Genomic DNA, 18,498 nt, shown 5'->3' on the forward strand with positions numbered 1-18,498 from the left:
ACCTCTAAATAGGCTAATTGATGATACACCCTAGATAATTATCCACACCATTCCCAAAACCATTATCGAAACAACAAATCTTTCAGCTCGTCTTCATTATTAATAATATCTGCCAATGTATAGCGCTCAAGGACGGTAATAAAAGCCCTTAATGCTTCAGAGAATACACTCTTAAGTTGGCATACTGGCGTAATCACGCAGCCTATCGGTTTATCTGTCTTTTCTTCGATGAAGGTAACTGGCAAATCTTTTGATTGAGAGCCTTCACCTTTACTCACTGGTACGGCAAAGCACTCTACCAAATCAAAATCAGGCTCTATTTGTTTAATCAATATACCCAAATTAATCTCTTTAGGTGCACGTGCCAGTCGTATGCCTCCATTTTTGCCACGCACACTTTCTATATATCCTAACTGACCCAGCTGATGAATAACTTTGGTCAAATGGCTTTTGGAAATGTCATAGCTATTGGAAATGTCACTGATATTAGCGAGCGTGTGCGGCTCCGGTTTGACCGCCAGATAAATCAATGAGCGCAGTGCATAATCACTATAATTGGTCAATCGCATTTACGAACACTCCCATTCTAATTCTCATTATTAATCATTTAACCATTAGCTGCTTAACCACTATCTACTTAACCAAACAGGCCATCCGGTCTAGGGCGTGCCAGCATCGGTAAGTAGCTGATGCAAAATAACACAAAGCAAGCAATCCATGCACCTTGAGCAATCATAATCCATAATAAGTAATGGCTCATATCTACCAAAGGCAATAGCACGCGACTGACAAACACCAAAACCATCAAACCATACATCAAAGTTGTCGTTTTGGGTGGATTATGAATACTTCGGCCAGTATGCCCAAGCGATACCCGTGTCATCATCGCTACCGTCATCATGCCAATACCCGAAATCGCGAGCCCATGTACCGCCAAACTATGAGAGTAACCCAACCACGGTTGAAATGCGTACAGCATAAAGCTCAAACACATGCCTAAAAACGCAATATACAACGACCAAAGCAGCGGCTTTTGCCAAATACCACGATGATACCAACCTACTAGACGAATGATGTTAACGATTGCCACACCGAGCGCCGTTATAGTCAGTAAATATGGATGAGGATAAAACAGATCAACGATAAAAAAGGCTAAAAATAATAATAAGCTTGCGATATCTTGTACTTTACTATTATACAAGGTGACGGTTTCTGCAACGCCTTTAGCGTTAGTCGTACTAAGACCTCGTTCAATAAAGAATGGTACCACGCGGCGACCAATGGTTAATACTAAGCCAATGATTAAATAAAATCCCAGATACATGCCTGTCTTCATGATGCTCATGTCTGCATTGATAATGCCCCAATAGCACAGTCCATTACCTAACATTAATAATGCCAATTTTGCTAAGATGCCCATCTGCTTATATTGCTTTACTTGCCATACTGCTCGGAAAATAACGAAGGCCATTGAGGCAATAAACAAAAAATCAAACACTGCGGCGGCGTATAGCAACAATGTGCTATTGCCCGCCACCACTATGCCCACGCCAAAAGCGATCCAGCTAAACCGTGCTAACAACCAACAGACAAAGATACCTAGCAATTTGTAGCCGTGCGGCATCATCACCCCTGTCCACGTCTTGACCGCCGTTAATAGAAACCCTGCGACCACTGCCAATGCATAACCATAAATCATCTCATGGCCGTGCCAATACAAGGGGTTTAATACCTGCGCGTCTATATCTGTATGCCCAGTGAACACAAAGGCCCATAACACCATCGTGACTACCGCGAATAATGCAGCAGCACTGAAAAACAAACGGAAGCTCAAATTAAGAATTGGGTGTGGCGAGCTTGGCGGCTTACTGGGTAGGTTAATAGATTGCATAGTGATCTTCTTAGAAAGTATTAATAAAACTGACCTTAAAGATTCATTTTATATGAATGTTATGTGTTACGCAACGTACTTAGCCAGCTATAGTCGGTGAACGACTAAACCGCTACGGCGTTACCCTCCTTAGATGCACTACTTGTACAATCTGCAGTCGGCTGACTTGTACCCATTTTAGAGCTCTTTGACTATATTGTATTGAAAAATAGTTTTGAGAAATAAAAAAGCCACCCATGTGGTCGCTTCTTATTTTTGGAATACTTAGGACATGCTGAGCGAGAAAGGCTATGAAAAAATGACTTAAATTCATCAGTAAATTTAAGGTGAGCTCAGTACATAATCATCAGTATTATCACCTTGCCATTTATGAATAAAGCTACCACTCGGATCATATTGCTGAGTTTGTTTGGCCAAATTAAACTGTCGGCAGCCTCTTGGATCAGCACCCACGCCTGCCAGATACTGCCAATTACCCCAGTTGCTAGCAACATCATAATCGATAAGGTACTGCTCGAAATGAGTCGCCCCATAACGCCAATCTAAACCCAACTCATGGATGAAACAGCTAGCAACTATTTGTCTGCCACGATTGGACATATAGCCCGTTTGCTTTAGCTGATTCATGCAGGCATTGACGATAGGATATGGCGTAGTACCCTCTTTCCACTGCTCCAGACGCCCTTTATCAAAGCCTGTCGTTGGTGACTGTTGGGCAATACCCTTGTACCAAAACAGCTTCTGCTGATGGGTCATGGCATACCAATAAAAATACTCACGCCACAGTAGCTCAAACCATATCCAGTAAGTGGATTCATTAGCCACCACTTCACGCTCATAATGACGCAAGCGGTTCAGCAGCACGTTGACCGAGAGTGTACCATTTGCGAGCCAAGCCGAGAATTTAGTAGAGTATGTCCAGTCATCCAGCGCATTGCGCGTGGTTTTATACGTACTAGGCGCATCAGAATTGAAATAATCGTTCAAATGGCTGATAGCATTGGTTTCTCCACCTTTAAACTCAGAAGGCAGTTGCACATCAAGATGACGTTTGTTGAAGAATAACGAATGGCTATCTGTTGTACCCTTTATTAAATTGTCTGGCATGGGTGGTAGAGATTCTGGCGCTGGACTAATAACTACGTCTGTTTTGGCATTTAATAAATCATGCTCTGATTCGACTTGTTTACGAAACTGCGTGAAGCTTTTAGGTAACGCTTCCATCGGCAAAGACGCAAACAACGTATTGGTTACTTGCTCATGCCAGCGCACCTGTGGATACTTACGTTGCAAGAAACTATAGGCTTGGTTTTGATTATAATCTGCCGTTTGACTGACACATATATCAGTGACCTGCTGCTGATCGATAAGCTGACACAGCTGCGTAAAGGTATCCAATGCGGTCGATGATGTATGCGGCGTTAGATGCAACAATCTATTGCCAAGACGTTGTAGCGATTCATCCAAATCAGACAGACTCTCAGATAAGAACTGCTGACGAGCATCTCCTATTCGATCGAAGTCGTAAGCTTGATCTTTATTTGTCTGACCAATGATATCCACTAAAGCATCCGCATAAACAAGTAACAGCTGCCTATGGTTGTCTTGGGCCAGCATTGCTGCTTTTGCCAATGTTGCATTATCATCTATACGCAAATCATTATAAAATAGTACCAACACTGCTTCTTTATCCGTTGGCTTCTTTGTTAAACTATCTAATTGCGGATCTGACATGTTTTCGACTCCCTAATTGTACTCATACACTTATTAGCTCAGTCCAAACTATAATATTTTAGAATATGATATACGGTACAAGGTATGTTAAATATCTCACTTAAATGTTTGTTATAGTCAAATTCATATAAGTCCGCTATATCGTTGACCTCGCCAGCTATATTAACGTATCAATATCACTGTAGATTGATGATACCTATCTGCGTTATTCTAACTATAAGCCTGACTGCCTACATGATTTATTCCTAGGAGAATAATATGACTGAAGAAAACGCACCAGAAGAAAAACGTAAGCTCATCAACAAGTTTTTGATGAGACTAACGAAAGATCAACCACAGATGTATTACGCCACGACATCCGAAATCTCTCGCAGCATACATACCATGATAAAAGAGCATACCAATCGCCTATCAGTAGAAGAGCAAGCACTTGTCAGGCGTATCACGATTGAAGAGATTGAAGCCCTACTTGGTTTTCATCATAAACAGAAAATTTAAATAAACGCGTGGTGTTTCGAGAATATAAACATTGATACCTACTAATTTTAGACAGTACACCCATAAAAAAGACCGCTATATAAGCGGTCTTTTTTATGGTTCAAATATCAGTTTACAACATTTAAAAGTTAAGCTCTTAGAATGGATATTCGCGTGGCTGATGCTGTACAGAGATCCAATGCAATCTGGTGAACTCTTCTAGTACCCACTCGCCATTGAAGCGGCCAATACCTGAGTTTTTCTCACCACCAAACGGCGCATTACTGTCATCATTCACTGAGATATCATTGATATGCGTCATGCCAGCTTTGATACCACGGGCAAAACGTAAGCCTTTGGCTAAATCTTGCGTGAATACGGCACTTGATAGACCATACATAGAGTCATTGGCAATAGACAACGCATCGTCTTCATCTTTGGCACGAATAATACCGACTAATGGGCCAAACACTTCGTTACGTGACAAATCCATCTCACGTGTGACATCAGTGAATATATGTGGCGGTACTACTTGACCCTTTATCTCACCACTTAAGATCATTTTTGCGCCTTCTTCTTGCGCTTTAGCAATTTTGTCTTTTAACGACTTAACTTGTTTTTCATTGATAATTGGACCAACTGCTGTTTCCATTTTGTCAGGGTCGCCAACTTGCAAGGTTTTGACATGCTCAAGGAAACGCGTCACGAAGTCATCATATAGTGCGTCTTCGACAATAATGCGGTTGATCGCAATACAGATCTGACCTTGGTGCAGGAACTTACCAAAGGCAGCCGCTTTTACTGCTTGATCGATATCAGCATCTTTTAATACGACAAATGGGCTATTACCACCCAATTCAAGGGCAACTTTTTTGATATAATCGCCACCGTTGGCCAGTTCGCCAATGTGCTTACCAACTGAGGTTGACCCAGTAAATGATACTAGGCTTGGCGTTTTGTGTTCAACAATCGCATCACCTATCTCGCTACCTGAACCCACGACTACGTTGAGCAGACCTTTTGGCAGACCTGCTTCTTCAAATACTTTTGCAAGTAGCAAACCACCTGTCACAGGCGTGTCACTAGCAGGTTTTAGCACCACTGCATTACCAAGTGCTAAGGCTGGTGCGATAGAACGCTGGGTCAAATGCAATGGGAAGTTCCACGGGCTGATGACTGCAACAACACCAATTGGCTCACGGTAAATGAAGTTTTCTTTATCAGGGGTATTAGATGGACGAATCTCACCGTGCACACGATTAGGGAAAGTCGCAGCTTCAAGGGTAATCGCACGCGTTGCCCCAAACTCAACCATGGCTTTGATACGGGTACTGCCCGACTCTTTGATTAGCCAATCAACGATTTCTTCTTGACGCTGGTCTAATATATTAACAGCGTTGTACAGTACAGCAGCACGTGCCGCTGGTGTTTGCTTGGCCCACTCTTGCTGCGCCTGACTAGCAGCTTCATAGGCTTCATTGAGCTGCTCTTCCGTCGCTTGTTGAATTTTTACGAGCTCATCGCCGTTGTATGGGTTTGTATTGGTATTGACGCTATCGTCTTTACCTTTTTGCCATTCACCTGCGATATATTGCAAATGAAAGTCACTGTAAGCACTGGTGTTGGTATTATTCGCTGACATAATGATCCTTATTTTTACTTAGTTATGTTTAAAATTTGGTTTTAAAGACAGTTTTAAAATTATTATCGAAATATTGCATGAGAAACTTACTTATAAAAGCTTATTTATAAAAAATCGCTTATAAATGGCCTCTTGTAAACAGCATCTTGCAAGAAGTGCCTCTAAACTCATTGTTAAGCGATATATCAGTCTAACGATTTGACTGATAAACGTCCTAATGACTAGTGAGCCTAAAACGTACCTTGATAGACGACTGGTCTAATGCTACCATAGCTATTAATAAAACAAGACTACTTTGCCCGTAAATATTGTTGATGAAACGTAACGCACATAAATAAATATTATTAGAATACGTCCTCAATATGACGCTTAAATGAATATTAACCACTCTATTACTATGAAGTTCCAAGGAGAACATCACCTCTATGTCTACTATTACAAATGCACCACCCGTACCTATTGCTACATCAGATACTAGAGCTCACTTGCTCGAAACTGGCTATCAACTCATCGCCAAAAAAGGCTTTACTGCCGTTGGTCTTAAGCAAATATTAGACACAGCGGGTGTACCTAAAGGCTCTTTTTACCATTACTTTGCGTCCAAAGAAGCGTTTGGTGAAGCGATTATTCATCATTACTTCAGCCTATATAAAACACGCCTAGACGTCATCGGCACGCAAAACGTTAGTGCACAGCAAAAGCTATATAACTACTTTCAAAATTGGTACGACACTCAGCAAAACGGCTGCGATCATGAAAAATGCTTGGTAGTTAAGCTCAGTGCTGAAGTAGCGGATATGTCAGAGCCTATGCGCATCGCGTTAAATGCAGGCTACCAACAAACTGTCAACTGGCTTGGTGATCAAATCAAAGCTGGCTGGATAGATGGCTCTGTACCACAGCCTGATAACATTGCTGCTGAGAGTATAGCGAAGCGTTGGTACTTTGCATGGCTTGGTGCTAGCTTAATTGCCAAAATCAGCCAGACCAATACCCCACTCGCAGAAGTTTGGCAGATGACGACGTCACAACTCGGACGCTAGACGCGTATTCTCCATTCGTAAATGACTATTCCTACATTAAAACCCTACGTTAGATAAATCATTGGTGTCTTAAAAAGCACACCAATGATAATCGCCAGCAATGAATCATTCTTAGTCTCTTGTAATTCTAGTCTCTTGACTGGTTTCTTGAATACCTCAAGCTATCAAGGGTCTAAGAACGATTCACATTCTAATACACAATCCTCATAACTCTTAAACTCCTACTTAACAATCAAGTTATGAGAGACTTTTGTAAAAAACACTAGACGACTGGTCTAATTGATGTACAATGCACGCAAATGTAAGAAACGAACTTGCCAATAAATAAATTTGCAGCTCGCACACCCAATCAATATTTAACAAAGTTTAGGAATATTATGAACAACTTCCAATATTACAACCCAGTACGTATCGTTTTCGGTGAAGGTCAAATCGAGCAATTATCAGATCTAGTCCCTACTGATGCCCGCGTCCTTATCACCTATGGTGGTGGCTCAGCGCAACGTAATGGTACATTGGACGAAGTAAAAAACGCCTTGTCAGCGAGCGGTAACCGTACCGTATTCGAATTCGGTGGCATCGAAGCCAACCCAGAATTCACCACGCTATTAAAAGCAGCAGACATGGTGAATGAGCACAACATCGACTTCTTACTAGCAGTTGGCGGTGGTTCAGTGATTGATGGCAGCAAATTTGTTGCATTGGTATCATCACTGACTGAAGAAGATGGCACTGTGTCACGTGAACAAGCGTGGGATGCATTGACTAGCTATTGTAGAGACATCGATTCTGCGGTTGATTTGGGTGCGGTACTAACCATTCCAGCAACTGGTTCTGAGATGAACTCGGGCGGCGTTATTAACTATAGTGAACGTCAAGCAAAACTACCGTTTGGTAATGCACTTGCCTTCCCTAAATTCTCAATTCTAGACCCAATCAAAACACTTACATTGCCTGAACGTCAAGTAATGAATGGTGTGGCTGATGCATTCGTTCATGTGATGGAACAGTATCTAACCTATCCTGTGAATGCTAAAGTCCAAGACGCTTTTGCTGAAAGCCTGCTCAAAATCCTTATCGATGAAGGCTTGGTTGTTAAGCAAGATCCAGAGAACCTAGAAACCCGTAAAAACATTATGTGGACGGCGACAATGGCATTGAATGGTCTGATCGGTACTGGTGTACCACAAGACTGGACAACTCATATGGTTGGTCATGAGCTGACATCTCTACACGCGATCGATCATGCACGTACCTTAACTATCTTATTGCCATCAGTGATGCGTGAGCTAAAAGAAAGCAAAAAAGAAAAATTGCTTCAGTATGCATGTAACGTATGGAACATTACCGATACTGACCTAGATGACGACGCCATCATTGAAACTGCCATTGTCTATACTGAAAACTTCTTCCGCGAACTTGGCTTGCCTGTTAGCCTAGAAGATGCCGATTTGACTGAAGCAGCGATTGATCCAATCATCAAGCAGCTTGAAGTGCATGGTATGGTCAAACTTGGCGAGCATGGTACAAACGACTTAGAAGTATCACGTCGCATCCTACAACGTGCTATTACTAGCAAAGCGTCTTAATAAGTAACATCGCCGTAATAAGAAATACATATAGTTATGCTATTTATAGTAGCTACTCAGCAATGGGTAGTTACTACATTCAACATCAGATTCAATATCAGATTAGACATCACATCAAAGATAAAAATCTTTAAACAAAGAATTTTGTACAAGAAAAACCTTTCATCGAAAGGTGCAAAGAGTGTAAATATAGACACTTAAAATCAATAATTAAAAAGGATAATAATATGAGCTTTGATAATACTCAAAACCAACAACAAAATCGTCAAATCAAACTGGCAAGCCGTCCTCATGGCACACCAACCAGCGACAACTTTGAGCTTGCTACTAGCGATATCCCTACCCCTAACGACAAGCAAATGCTCCTACGTACCGTTTACCTATCACTTGACCCTTACATGCGTGGCCGCATGAGTGATGCAAAGAGCTACACCGATCCACTACAAATTGGTGACGTCATGACGGGCGGCACAGTGGCACAAGTGGTCGAATCTAATGTCGATGGCTTTGCTGAAGGTGACTTGGTTGTATCAGGTTCTGGCTGGCAGGACTATAGCGTCAGCGATGGCGAGGGTGTCCTAAAACTAGATAAAGATATGCCTCATCCTTCTTATGGTCTTGGTGTACTTGGTATGCCTGGATTTACTGGCTACATGGGCTTAACTGATATCGGTAAACCACAAAAAGGTGAAACTTTAGTAGTAGCCGCAGCAACTGGTCCTGTCGGTGCAACAGTTGGACAAGTGGGTAAAAAGCTTGGTGTACGCGCAGTTGGCGTGGCAGGTGGTGCTAAGAAATGTGCTTATGCTGTCAATGAGTTGGGTTTTGATGTTTGTATCGATCATCATGCCGAAGACTTCGCCGAACAGTTAAGCAACGCTTGTCCAGATGGTATCGACATCTATTACGAAAACGTTGGCGGTAAAGTGTTCGATGCGGTATTACCTCTCTTAAACGCGCATGCCCGTATCCCAGTATGTGGTCTAGTATCACAATATAACGCCACTGACTTACCTGACGGCAAAGACCGTTTAGGTATGCTAATGGGTCAAGTATTGGCCAACCGTCTAACGGTCAAAGGTTTCATTATCTTTGAAGAGTATGGCGACCATTACCCTGAATTCTTAAAAACCATGGGTCAATGGGTTGAGTCAGGCGATATCAAAACCAAAGAGCACCAAGCAGATGGCTTAGCACAAGCACCGCAAGCGTTCTTTGACATGCTAGAAGGCAAAAACTTTGGTAAAACAGTCGTTAAGGTTGCTGACGTTAAATAGTTTATGGTGACTCATAATCGCTATAACTACTTAACAACATAAATACTGACTTTAACAACTGACTATTAAGTCTCAAACATAGATACTGTTAGCAGTCATCATTTACTACTACAATTTTAAGATGGTTGCTACTTATCTGATAACAGAATTTTTTCTCTATCCACACTAATTTTTAAAACTAATGAATAATAAATAAGGATAACTATGAATATTTTAATGGTACTAACGTCACATGACCGTCTCGGCGATACTGGTAAAAAAACAGGTTTTTGGTTAGAAGAATTTGCAGCACCTTACTATGCATTTATTGATGCAGGTGTGAATGTCACGCTAGCCTCTCCTGCTGGCGGTCAGCCACCACTCGATCCTAGTAGTGATAATGAAGACACGCAAACCAAAGACACATTACGTTTCAAAGACGACACTGATGCTCAAGAGCATCTTGCTACTACTAAAAAGCTCGCTGACATGAAAGCAGAAGACTTTGATTCAGTATTCTATCCTGGTGGTCATGGCCCATTGTGGGATTTGGCAGTGGATGAAAACTCTATCAATCTGATTGAGACTTTCGTTAAGCAAGACAAGCCTGTTGCTTTTGTTTGTCATTCTCCAGCAGCGCTCAAAAATGTGAAAATTGATGGCGAATACTTGGTTAAAGGCAAAAAAGTGACTGGCTTTACCAACTCAGAAGAAGACGCCGTTGGTCTTACCGATGTCGTGCCATTCTTAGTAGAAGATGCAATGATCGCTAATGGTGGTCATTATGAGAAAGCAGCTGATTGGGCATCATTTGTGGTAGAAGATGGTCTATTAATCACAGGTCAAAACCCAGCCTCTTCAGAAGAAGCGGCTAAACGCTTACTCGCTAAGCTTAAAGGTTAATACTATGATTCGTTTGCATCATCTTAACCAATCACGTTCGTTGCGTATTTTATGGCTTCTAGAAGAACTAGGCGAACCTTATGAGATCGTGAGTCATCAACGTGATGCTAAGACGCATTTGGCGCCTGATAGCTTAAAAGCGGTACACCCTCTTGGTAAGTCACCGGTCATCGAAATGGATGGTCAAACATACTCAGAGTCTGGTGCCATTACTGAGCTATTGATCGAACGCTTTGCACCAGATCGCTTGCGTCCTGCACCCGACAGTACTGACTATGGTCATTACTTGCAGTGGATTGACTTTGCTGAAAGCTCGCTCATGTTGCCACTTATGCTTGAATTGTTTACCAAAAAAGCAGGCATCGAGGATAACGAGTTTTTGAACGGTTATATCGAGATAGAAAAGACCAGATTGTTTAAGTATCTAGATACGTCGGTCGAAGGTAAGTCGTTCATCGTGGGTGACCAACTCAGTGGTGCAGACTTTATGCTATCGTTCGACTTAATCATTCTTGCTCAACGTCAGAAACTAGAAGATTATCCGCATATTAAGCAATATGCAGAGCAGTTGGCGAGCCTTGATAGTTATCAACGTGCCATGCGCCTTGAAGCTGAACATGACGAATCAAAACAAGCCTAAACGCACGCCATAGTAAACGTTTTATAAAAAGCATGATAAAATAGCTCAAGTCTATCTTGGGCTATTTTTGTTGTTTGTTCCTATAGTCGATTCAATTTAAAAGTAGTACAAGGCAACCGAGTGTAGATGTAATACTTCAAGCGAAGTTAACGCTGTCATACTTTGGTAGTGGAATGACTATACCTATAAAACATATTCTATTGTACGACTATACCGTTGACAGGCTTTATTAATTTAAGCTTAATACAATCAACCGTCCACCTTCAAAGACAGTCATTCATCCATGAGTACTGAGTATCAATTCAAGCCCCACGAACAGCCAATGATGGTGGGCTCTCCAGCCAATCCTGATCATCCTGCACGCCGCAAGGTTTTTTACCTGATTATTGGTATTATTATTGGGGTGACTGCCAGTTTTCAAAATGGTTTGCTGGTCGCGAACCTGACTCAAATTCAAGGTGACCTTAGCCTAACGCCTATGGAAGGCGGATGGATATCGGTTGCCTACAATATGACCAATGCTTGTATCACCGTATTGTTATACAAGATTCGTCAGCAATTTGGCATGGCATTATTCAGTAAAATCACCCTGTTTTTTTTGCTACTAGCAACCAGCATGCAATGGTTTGTAAGCAGTGGCTTGATGACGGCTGCTGATGGTATGTGGCTTGACCCGTATTACTTAGAGATTATAGCGCGTGGTTTAAGCGGTATGGTGGCCAGCGGTATGACCATCTTAGGATTGTTCTATTGTTTGCAAGGTATGCCAACCGTCAAGCGTACTAGCGGTCTAATTTTGGGGTTTGGCTTGGTGCAGTTTGGTATTCCATTGTCACGAATCATCTCGCCCTACCTCACCATCGACGGTCAACTTGAAAGCTTATTTCTATTTCAATTTGGTTTGGCACTGATTTGCTTTGGGCTGATTAATATATTAGAGCTACCACCAGGCAATACAGAAAAAGTATTTGAAAAACTGGATTTTTTAAGCTTTGGATTTTTTGCAAGCGGTCTGGCTGCATTGTCTGTCGTTTTAGTACAAGGTAGGATTTTATGGTGGACGACACCTTGGCTTATCTATCCACTTATTATTGCTATCGTCGGGATTAGCATCGCGCTATGGATTGAAACCCATCGCAAAAACCCAATGCTACAAGTGCGCTGGATGCGTAGCCGCAATATTATTGCCTTTATGATTACCGGCGCTGTCATGCGAATTTTGCTATCTGAGCAAAATGTCGGTGCGGCAGGATTACTTGCCAACTTAGGCTATGGTGGCGATCAGCTGATTACTTTTTATGCTGTCATATTAGCCGCCAGTGTATTGGCTTTGGTCATTAGTATTTTTAGTACCAATCCAATAGATTTACGCCGACCCGTTATTTTTGCGGTGGCGTTGATTGCCTTAGGTTCTTGGATGGATACTAGCGTGTCTATTAATTCAGCACCTTATATGTTTTATATCAGCCAGTTTTTGATTGCATTTGCCGCCGTGTATTTTATGGGGCCTTTAGTTTTTGAAGGGTTTTTGCGTGCTATTGCTAGCGGTCCTGCCTATATTATTAGTTTTTCCGTTATCTTTGGCATTTCACAAACGGTAGGCGGATTGGCGGGTGCAGCCGCTATTCAAGCATTTACCACGGTTCGTACGCAGGTTTATTATGCAGATATGGTCAGCTCACTCAATTTTGGTGATCCTGAGCTGGTGGGACAGATAGCCGCTGCACGCAGTACTATATCTACACAAATGACGGACGCCACTCAAACCAATACGGCTGCCGTGCTGCAAGTTCTACAAGGTATTCAGCGCCAAGCCACTGTTTCTGCTTATGGTGATTTGTTTTTCATCATGGCCCTTCTATCGACTGGTGCTACCGTTATTTTACTGCTCAATTATTTTTACTATCGTTATCATAAACGTAACCCATTGGCTAAAGAGCTAGCCGTTATCGCCAAAATGCGTGAACCAAAATAAGATATTTTTAACATCGCTAAAATTGAAGTAGCCTTTTCTTATATAAGTATCAAATTATCTATCATATTAATCCAAACACTTAGGAGCGCGTCATGAGCCAAGAAAAATCCAATGACCCTGACCAAAAAACTCAGACGCCAGCCGACAGCCTGTCTTCTAACAACCTATCTTCTAATGACTTATCTTCTAATACTGGTGAGACAGCAAGTGCTCAAGACAACGAGACCCAAGTTGCAGAAAAAGTAATGGAGAGTGGCGCTGATAATGAAACACCCATGCCACCAACCGAGCCTATTCCTTCTGCTTCAGGATGGAACCCTAAGAAAAAAACGTTTTTTAATATAGGGGTTTTTATTGTCCTCATCATAATTGGTGTATTTCTGATTCTTTATGCTTGGAAACTGCCGCCTTTTACCCCAACGGTACAGCAAACCAATAATGCCTTTGTAAAAGGTCAAACAACCATTATCAGCTCACAAGTATCTGGCTACGTGACCGATGTTGCCGTAGAGGATTTTGCTAATGTGAAAGCAGGTGACCTACTGGTAAAGATAGACGATCGCACTTTTCAGCAGCAGCTTGAACAAGCACAGGCCAATATCGAAGTGGCGTTAACCAATCGATCCAGTAATGCGCAAGACACTCAGTCTAGCCAAGCTCAGATAGAAGCGCGTGAAGCCGATTTATACAGCGCGAAAGTCAGTGTTGATAGTGCACGCGAAGATGTCAAACGCTATCAAGGACTGGATGCTATTGGTGCAGTCTCAAAAGCGGAGGTAGCACATACCAAAGCAGAACTTGCCCAAGCGCAGGCAGGCGTACAACAGGCTGAAGCCAACCTACAAGCTGCACAGCAAGCTAGCAAAAAAACCAGCGGTAGCCGCTCATCACTTGATGCCAATATCCAAAATACTGAAGCCGGTGCCAAGCAAGCCAAAATCAATTTGGACAATACTATTATCACAGCTCCCGAGTCAGGTCAATTAAGCCAAGTCAGTGTAAAATCAGGACAATACGTTAGTGCTGGTACACAGCTCATGTATATCGTACCGAAGGGCGTGTGGATTATTGCCAACTTCAAAGAAACACAAATCGCGAATATGACAATAGGCGAACCTGCGACCATCCATGTGGATGCACTGGGTGGTGCTAAGTTTCATGGACGTATCAATAATATCTCGCCAGCAACGGGCAGTGAGTTTAGTTCATCAGCAGCAAACCCGACTACTGGCAACTATATTAAAATTGCTCAGCGGATTCCGGTACGTATCGATTTAGATGAAAACCAACCGGAACTGGCCAAACTGCGACCTGGTATGTCAGTTTCTGTCGATGTGGATACTGAAGCAAAGTAAATTCTCACATTTACTATTCGACACTTGCTATAAGTGCGAAAAAGCCCCGCTAGTAAGTTGTTTATAACAACTGCTAGCGGGGCTTTTTATTATCGCCACATCAGTTATGGCAATAAGCGTTTGGTATTCCAACTATCGCCATTTTCTTGAGTATATACAATGCGGTCATGCATACGGTTAGCACGGCCTTGCCAAAACTCAATCTCATTGACCGTAATCTCATAGCCACCCCAAAAGACTGGCGTTGGCACTTGAGTGTCTTCTGGATAATCTGCTTGTAGTTGCTCAAAACTTTGTTCCATTACTTTACGATCAGCAACTTCACCACTCTGTGGCTGGCTAACCCATGCACCCACCTGACTATCGTGTGGACGCTTTTGGAAATAAGCTGCAGATTTTTGAGCATCTATCTTAGCAATGCTGCCACTGATACGGATTTGACGCTCAAGCTCATGCCAAAAAAACAGCACTTCAGCATTAGGATTCTCGGCAATATCTTGTCCTTTAGCGCTTTCGTAATTGGTATAAAAGACAATACCAGTATCTGTAACTTCACGCATGAGCACGATACGTACGCTAGGCTTATTATCAGCACCGCAAGTAGCCAAACTCATCGCATACGGCTCTTGCACTTTCTGCTCTATCGCTTCATTCATCCAAGTATTTAACAACTCAAATGGTGATGTAGGTACTGACTGTTGATCAAGCGCGCCCTTTTCATATGACAGACGTTGATCGGTAAAATCCATACTCATGGTCATTCCTTATTTTAATATTGTTGCCTTATTATATGAACTGATCTTAACCCAATACGGCTTTGATATGATCAGCCAAGTCATTTGCGAGCACATCACATTCTATTTCATCATCTGATTCGACCATCACTCGAATCATAGGCTCAGTTCCTGACTGACGAATCAGTAGACGGCCTCTACCTTCTAAAGTAGCCTGCGCTTTCTCAAAAGCGGTAACCAATTCCTCATGCTCAAACGGATCTTGCATTTGTGACAGACGCACGTTGACCAGTTTTTGTGGCAACACTTCAAACCCCTCGACGAGATCACTGAGCGCGCGCCCACGTGCTTGCATCACAGCCAGTACTTGTAAGCCTGCAATGATAGCATCGCCAGTACGGCTCTTATCTAAGCATAAAATGTGGCCAGATGGCTCACCACCCAATATCCAACCATTCGCTTCAAGCTCATGCATCACGTAGCGATCGCCTACTTTGGCACGCGTAAATGCAATGCCATCTGCTTTTAGTGCTAGCTCTAAGCCCATGTTACTCATGAGTGTACCAACCACGCCTTTAGCCTTGGACTGACCTTGGGTAGCAAGCACATATAAGATGCCATCACCGTCGACCAGATTACCAGCCTCATCGACCATCACAATACGATCACCATCACCGTCTAATGCGATACCAACATCTGCCTCGTGCTCAACTACTGCTTTTTGTAAGCCCTCAGGATGAGTAGAACCACAATCAGCATTGATGTTGAGTCCGTCTGGTGTATTGTTGATGGCAATCACGTTAGCGCCCAATTCACGCATAACTCTTGGTGCCACACTGTAGCCTGCACCATTGGCACAATCTACGACAACTGTCAGATGGCTCAAATCATACTGATAAGGAAAGCTGCCTTTACAGAATTCGATATAGCGACCTTTGGCATCGTTGATTCGATTATTTTTACCCAACTGTGCTGGATCAAGAATAGGCATGACCAAATCATTGTTATTATCACTAACATTGCCACCGATACTCATAATAATTTTTAGCTTATCGTTAATAGCATTTTGCATCTCATCAGTCAGCTTTTTGCCATCCCCTGAAAACAGTTTGATACCGTTATCATAATAAGGATTGTGTGATGCAGAAATCACTACGCCCGCATCAGCGTTAAAACTACGAGTTAAATGAGCAATGGCAGGCGTTGGTAATGGGCCAAGCATATGAACATCGACACCAGCGGCGTTAAATCCTGCTTGCAACGCCCCTTCGATAACGTAGCCTGAAAGACGAGTATCTTTACCGATGACCACACTAGGTCTACGCGCAGGATTGTCATTGTTCTCTATCAATACCTGACCAGTGACATAGCCTAACTTCAAAATAAAATCAGGCGTAATCGGCAACTCACCAAACTTTCCACGGATACCATCAGTGCCAAAGTAGCTCATTATATATGCTCTCCAAGTCTAAAAATTAAAGGCCCAACGTGTACGCAGGCGATAATACTATTATAATAATCTGTTTATGTATGTTACAAAAAAAAACAGCCAACAATAACAAGGTATTGTTGGCCGTTTTTATCTCAAAGTCAAGGTAGCTCTGCAAACCAGCTTTCGCTAACGTAACACAAAGTTGTCAAAAACTACCTAACTTACTCGATAGTTTGGTGCTTCTTTAGTGATTTGAACATCATGAACATGCGACTCTTTCATACCTGCCGACGTCACTTTAATGAACTGTGGATTGGTACGCATATCTTCGATGGTTGCAGAGCCCGTATAACCCATTGATGAGCGTAAACCGCCAACCAACTGATTGACGATACCAGCGACTGGGCCTTTATAAGGAACACGGCCTTCGATACCTTCTGGTACCAGTTTTTCCACACCATCTTTAGCATCTTGGAAGTAACGGTCTGACGAGCCGTTTGAGCCTGACATCGCACCAAGACTACCCATACCGCGGTAAGCTTTGTAGTAACGACCTTGGAACAATTCAACTTCACCTGGCGCTTCTTCTGTACCCGCCATCAACGAGCCTACCATGATGCACGAGGCACCAGCGGCGATGGCTTTGGCCATATCACCTGAATAGCGAATACCACCATCAGCAATCAATGGAATGCTGTCTTTTAATGCACTAGCGACGTTATCAATCGCTGAGATTTGTGGCACACCAATACCTGCAATGATACGCGTGGTACAGATAGAACCAGGGCCAATACCTACTTTCACGGCATCGGCGCCTGCGTCACGTAACGCAAGTGCTGCATCGCCTGTTGCAATATTGCCACCGATGACTTGTACATTTGGATAGTGCTTTTTGATCCAAGCAACTTTATCAATCACGCCTTTTGAGTGACCATGTGCGGTATCAACAACGATAATATCGACGTCTGCTGCAACCAATGCTTCAACACGCGCTTGAGTATCTGCACCAGTACCAACAGCAGCGCCAACACGAAGACGGCCTTGCTCATCTTTACAAGCATTTGGATTGTTTTCAGCTTTTGCAAAATCATTAACGGTGATAAGACCTTTTAGGCGGAAATCATCATCAATAACGATCACTTTTTCGATACGGTGTTCATGTAGCAAACGTTTGATATTTTCGTTGCTCTCACCTTCATGTACCGTGACTAGCTGACCTTTTGGTGTCATGATTTGGCTAACTGGTAATGACAGATTGGTTTCAAAACGCCAGTCACGATGCGTGACAATACCAACAACTTTATCCGTACCTTTCTCTACGACAGGTACACCTGAGATATTATTGTCTTGAGTCAAGCGTAGTAATTCACCGATGGTCATCTCTGGATGCACAGTGATAGGATCAACGACTGTACCCGCTTCAAACTTTTTGACGCGGCGTACTTGTGTGGCTTGCTTGGCGATATCCATGCTCTTGTGCAAGATACCCATGCCACCAAGCTGTGCCATAGTGATGGCCATTTCAGACTCAGTGACCGTATCCATAGCCGCAGAGATCAGCGGTAGATTTAGCGTAATGTTTTTGGTCAAACGGGTAGAAAGATCGGCAGTTTTTGGCAAGACTTCAGAATAGGCTGGCAACAATAAAACGTCATCAAAGGTTAAGGCTTCATCGACAATTCGCAACATACAGACCCCTAGTGGTGGTTATTTTGATGGGTGGGATTTTAGCAATAAACCAGCGAAACAAAACGCTCGAAAACTGCAAGTGATTGACGGATCATAAGTTTGCACAAATATAGTGCAGTCTTACGCTTAACCACTTAT

At 42.7% G+C, this 18,498-nt stretch carries 15 protein-coding genes; 8 read left to right on the top strand and 7 right to left on the bottom strand.

The window, feature by feature from the left end:
- Positions 1 to 62 precede the first annotated feature (62 nt).
- The 3 genes from I6E84_RS08540 to I6E84_RS08550 form a co-directional block, all read right to left on the bottom strand.
- Positions 63 to 569: an Rrf2 family transcriptional regulator gene (locus I6E84_RS08540; protein ID WP_197217462.1), complete on the bottom strand. Its 507-nt coding sequence runs from the start codon at positions 567 to 569 to the stop codon at positions 63 to 65.
- A 68-nt stretch (positions 570 to 637) separates the two neighbouring features.
- On the bottom strand, positions 638 to 1,891 hold the full coding sequence (locus I6E84_RS08545; RefSeq protein ID WP_197217464.1) for an NnrS family protein: 1,254 nt from the start codon (positions 1,889 to 1,891) through the stop codon (positions 638 to 640).
- 321 nt (positions 1,892 to 2,212) lie between these two features.
- Positions 2,213 to 3,625 carry a DASH family cryptochrome gene (locus I6E84_RS08550; protein ID WP_197217466.1) on the bottom strand — a complete coding sequence of 471 codons (1,413 nt, stop codon included), beginning with the start codon at positions 3,623 to 3,625 and terminating at the stop codon, positions 2,213 to 2,215.
- A 258-nt stretch (positions 3,626 to 3,883) separates the two neighbouring features.
- Between I6E84_RS08550 and I6E84_RS08555 the strand changes: the two genes are divergently transcribed.
- Positions 3,884 to 4,123 carry a hypothetical protein gene (locus I6E84_RS08555; RefSeq protein ID WP_110923741.1) on the top strand — a complete coding sequence of 80 codons (240 nt, stop codon included), beginning with the start codon at positions 3,884 to 3,886 and terminating at the stop codon, positions 4,121 to 4,123.
- Positions 4,124 to 4,259: 136 nt separating this feature from the next.
- On the opposite strand, the gene I6E84_RS08560 is transcribed toward I6E84_RS08555, so the two are convergent.
- The gene (locus tag I6E84_RS08560) at positions 4,260 to 5,744 is read right to left on the bottom strand and encodes an aldehyde dehydrogenase family protein (RefSeq protein ID WP_197217467.1); all 1,485 of its coding nucleotides are present in this window, start codon (positions 5,742 to 5,744) and stop codon (positions 4,260 to 4,262) included.
- Between the two features lie 425 nt (positions 5,745 to 6,169).
- On the opposite strand from I6E84_RS08560, the gene I6E84_RS08565 reads away from it, so the two are divergent.
- The 7 genes from I6E84_RS08565 (at position 6,170) to I6E84_RS08595 (ending at position 14,505) form a co-directional block, all read left to right on the top strand.
- Positions 6,170 to 6,787, top strand: coding sequence for a TetR/AcrR family transcriptional regulator (locus I6E84_RS08565; RefSeq protein ID WP_197217468.1), 618 nt, complete (start codon positions 6,170 to 6,172; stop codon positions 6,785 to 6,787).
- Between the two features lie 377 nt (positions 6,788 to 7,164).
- Positions 7,165 to 8,376 carry an iron-containing alcohol dehydrogenase gene (locus I6E84_RS08570; protein ID WP_197217469.1) on the top strand — a complete coding sequence of 404 codons (1,212 nt, stop codon included), beginning with the start codon at positions 7,165 to 7,167 and terminating at the stop codon, positions 8,374 to 8,376.
- Positions 8,377 to 8,603: 227 nt separating this feature from the next.
- Positions 8,604 to 9,653: an NADP-dependent oxidoreductase gene (locus tag I6E84_RS08575; RefSeq protein WP_197217470.1), complete on the top strand. Its 1,050-nt coding sequence runs from the start codon at positions 8,604 to 8,606 to the stop codon at positions 9,651 to 9,653.
- A gap of 204 nt (positions 9,654 to 9,857) precedes the next feature.
- On the top strand, positions 9,858 to 10,535 hold the full coding sequence (locus I6E84_RS08580) for a type 1 glutamine amidotransferase domain-containing protein (protein ID WP_197217471.1): 678 nt from the start codon (positions 9,858 to 9,860) through the stop codon (positions 10,533 to 10,535).
- A 4-nt stretch (positions 10,536 to 10,539) separates the two neighbouring features.
- A complete protein-coding gene (locus I6E84_RS08585) occupies positions 10,540 to 11,175 on the top strand; it encodes a glutathione S-transferase family protein (protein WP_197217473.1) in 636 nt (211 codons plus the stop codon).
- Positions 11,176 to 11,458: 283 nt separating this feature from the next.
- A complete protein-coding gene (locus I6E84_RS08590; protein WP_197217474.1) occupies positions 11,459 to 13,150 on the top strand; it encodes an MFS transporter in 1,692 nt (563 codons plus the stop codon).
- Between the two features lie 92 nt (positions 13,151 to 13,242).
- A complete protein-coding gene (locus tag I6E84_RS08595) occupies positions 13,243 to 14,505 on the top strand; it encodes an HlyD family secretion protein (RefSeq protein ID WP_197217475.1) in 1,263 nt (420 codons plus the stop codon).
- A gap of 104 nt (positions 14,506 to 14,609) precedes the next feature.
- Here the strand turns inward: I6E84_RS08595 and pdxH are convergent, their stop codons facing one another.
- The 3 genes from pdxH to guaB all read right to left on the bottom strand — a co-directional run bounded on the left by pdxH (position 14,610) and on the right by guaB (position 18,360).
- Positions 14,610 to 15,254 carry a pyridoxamine 5'-phosphate oxidase gene (gene pdxH / locus I6E84_RS08600; RefSeq protein ID WP_197217581.1) on the bottom strand — a complete coding sequence of 215 codons (645 nt, stop codon included), beginning with the start codon at positions 15,252 to 15,254 and terminating at the stop codon, positions 14,610 to 14,612.
- A 52-nt stretch (positions 15,255 to 15,306) separates the two neighbouring features.
- Positions 15,307 to 16,689, bottom strand: a complete 1,383-nt coding sequence (gene glmM, locus I6E84_RS08605; protein ID WP_110923731.1) for a phosphoglucosamine mutase — start codon at positions 16,687 to 16,689, stop codon at positions 15,307 to 15,309.
- A 198-nt stretch (positions 16,690 to 16,887) separates the two neighbouring features.
- On the bottom strand, positions 16,888 to 18,360 hold the full coding sequence (gene guaB / locus I6E84_RS08610) for an IMP dehydrogenase (RefSeq protein ID WP_110923730.1): 1,473 nt from the start codon (positions 18,358 to 18,360) through the stop codon (positions 16,888 to 16,890).
- Between the last annotated feature and the right edge of the window lie 138 nt (positions 18,361 to 18,498).

Origin of the sequence: Psychrobacter sp. SCQQ22 (assembly GCF_015864605.1) — a bacterium.
In the GTDB taxonomy this organism is placed as follows: Bacteria; Pseudomonadota; Gammaproteobacteria; order Pseudomonadales; family Moraxellaceae; genus Psychrobacter; species Psychrobacter fozii.

What these genes read in the sequence shown, in the direction of transcription:
- I6E84_RS08545 (WP_197217464.1), bottom strand. Translation starts at nt 1,891, where the DNA reads ATGCAATCTATTAACCTACCCAGTAAGCCGCCAAGCTCGCCACACCCA.
- I6E84_RS08565 (WP_197217468.1), top strand. Translation starts at nt 6,170, where the DNA reads ATGTCTACTATTACAAATGCACCACCCGTACCTATTGCTACATCAGAT.
- I6E84_RS08580 (WP_197217471.1), top strand. Translation starts at nt 9,858, where the DNA reads ATGAATATTTTAATGGTACTAACGTCACATGACCGTCTCGGCGATACT.
- I6E84_RS08595 (WP_197217475.1), top strand. Translation starts at nt 13,243, where the DNA reads ATGAGCCAAGAAAAATCCAATGACCCTGACCAAAAAACTCAGACGCCA.
- I6E84_RS08555 (WP_110923741.1), top strand. Translation starts at nt 3,884, where the DNA reads ATGACTGAAGAAAACGCACCAGAAGAAAAACGTAAGCTCATCAACAAG.
- pdxH (WP_197217581.1), bottom strand. Translation starts at nt 15,254, where the DNA reads ATGGATTTTACCGATCAACGTCTGTCATATGAAAAGGGCGCGCTTGAT.
- I6E84_RS08575 (WP_197217470.1), top strand. Translation starts at nt 8,604, where the DNA reads ATGAGCTTTGATAATACTCAAAACCAACAACAAAATCGTCAAATCAAA.
- I6E84_RS08590 (WP_197217474.1), top strand. Translation starts at nt 11,459, where the DNA reads ATGAGTACTGAGTATCAATTCAAGCCCCACGAACAGCCAATGATGGTG.
- glmM (WP_110923731.1), bottom strand. Translation starts at nt 16,689, where the DNA reads ATGAGCTACTTTGGCACTGATGGTATCCGTGGAAAGTTTGGTGAGTTG.
- I6E84_RS08540 (WP_197217462.1), bottom strand. Translation starts at nt 569, where the DNA reads ATGCGATTGACCAATTATAGTGATTATGCACTGCGCTCATTGATTTAT.
- guaB (WP_110923730.1), bottom strand. Translation starts at nt 18,360, where the DNA reads ATGTTGCGAATTGTCGATGAAGCCTTAACCTTTGATGACGTTTTATTG.
- I6E84_RS08560 (WP_197217467.1), bottom strand. Translation starts at nt 5,744, where the DNA reads ATGTCAGCGAATAATACCAACACCAGTGCTTACAGTGACTTTCATTTG.
- I6E84_RS08570 (WP_197217469.1), top strand. Translation starts at nt 7,165, where the DNA reads ATGAACAACTTCCAATATTACAACCCAGTACGTATCGTTTTCGGTGAA.
- I6E84_RS08585 (WP_197217473.1), top strand. Translation starts at nt 10,540, where the DNA reads ATGATTCGTTTGCATCATCTTAACCAATCACGTTCGTTGCGTATTTTA.
- I6E84_RS08550 (WP_197217466.1), bottom strand. Translation starts at nt 3,625, where the DNA reads ATGTCAGATCCGCAATTAGATAGTTTAACAAAGAAGCCAACGGATAAA.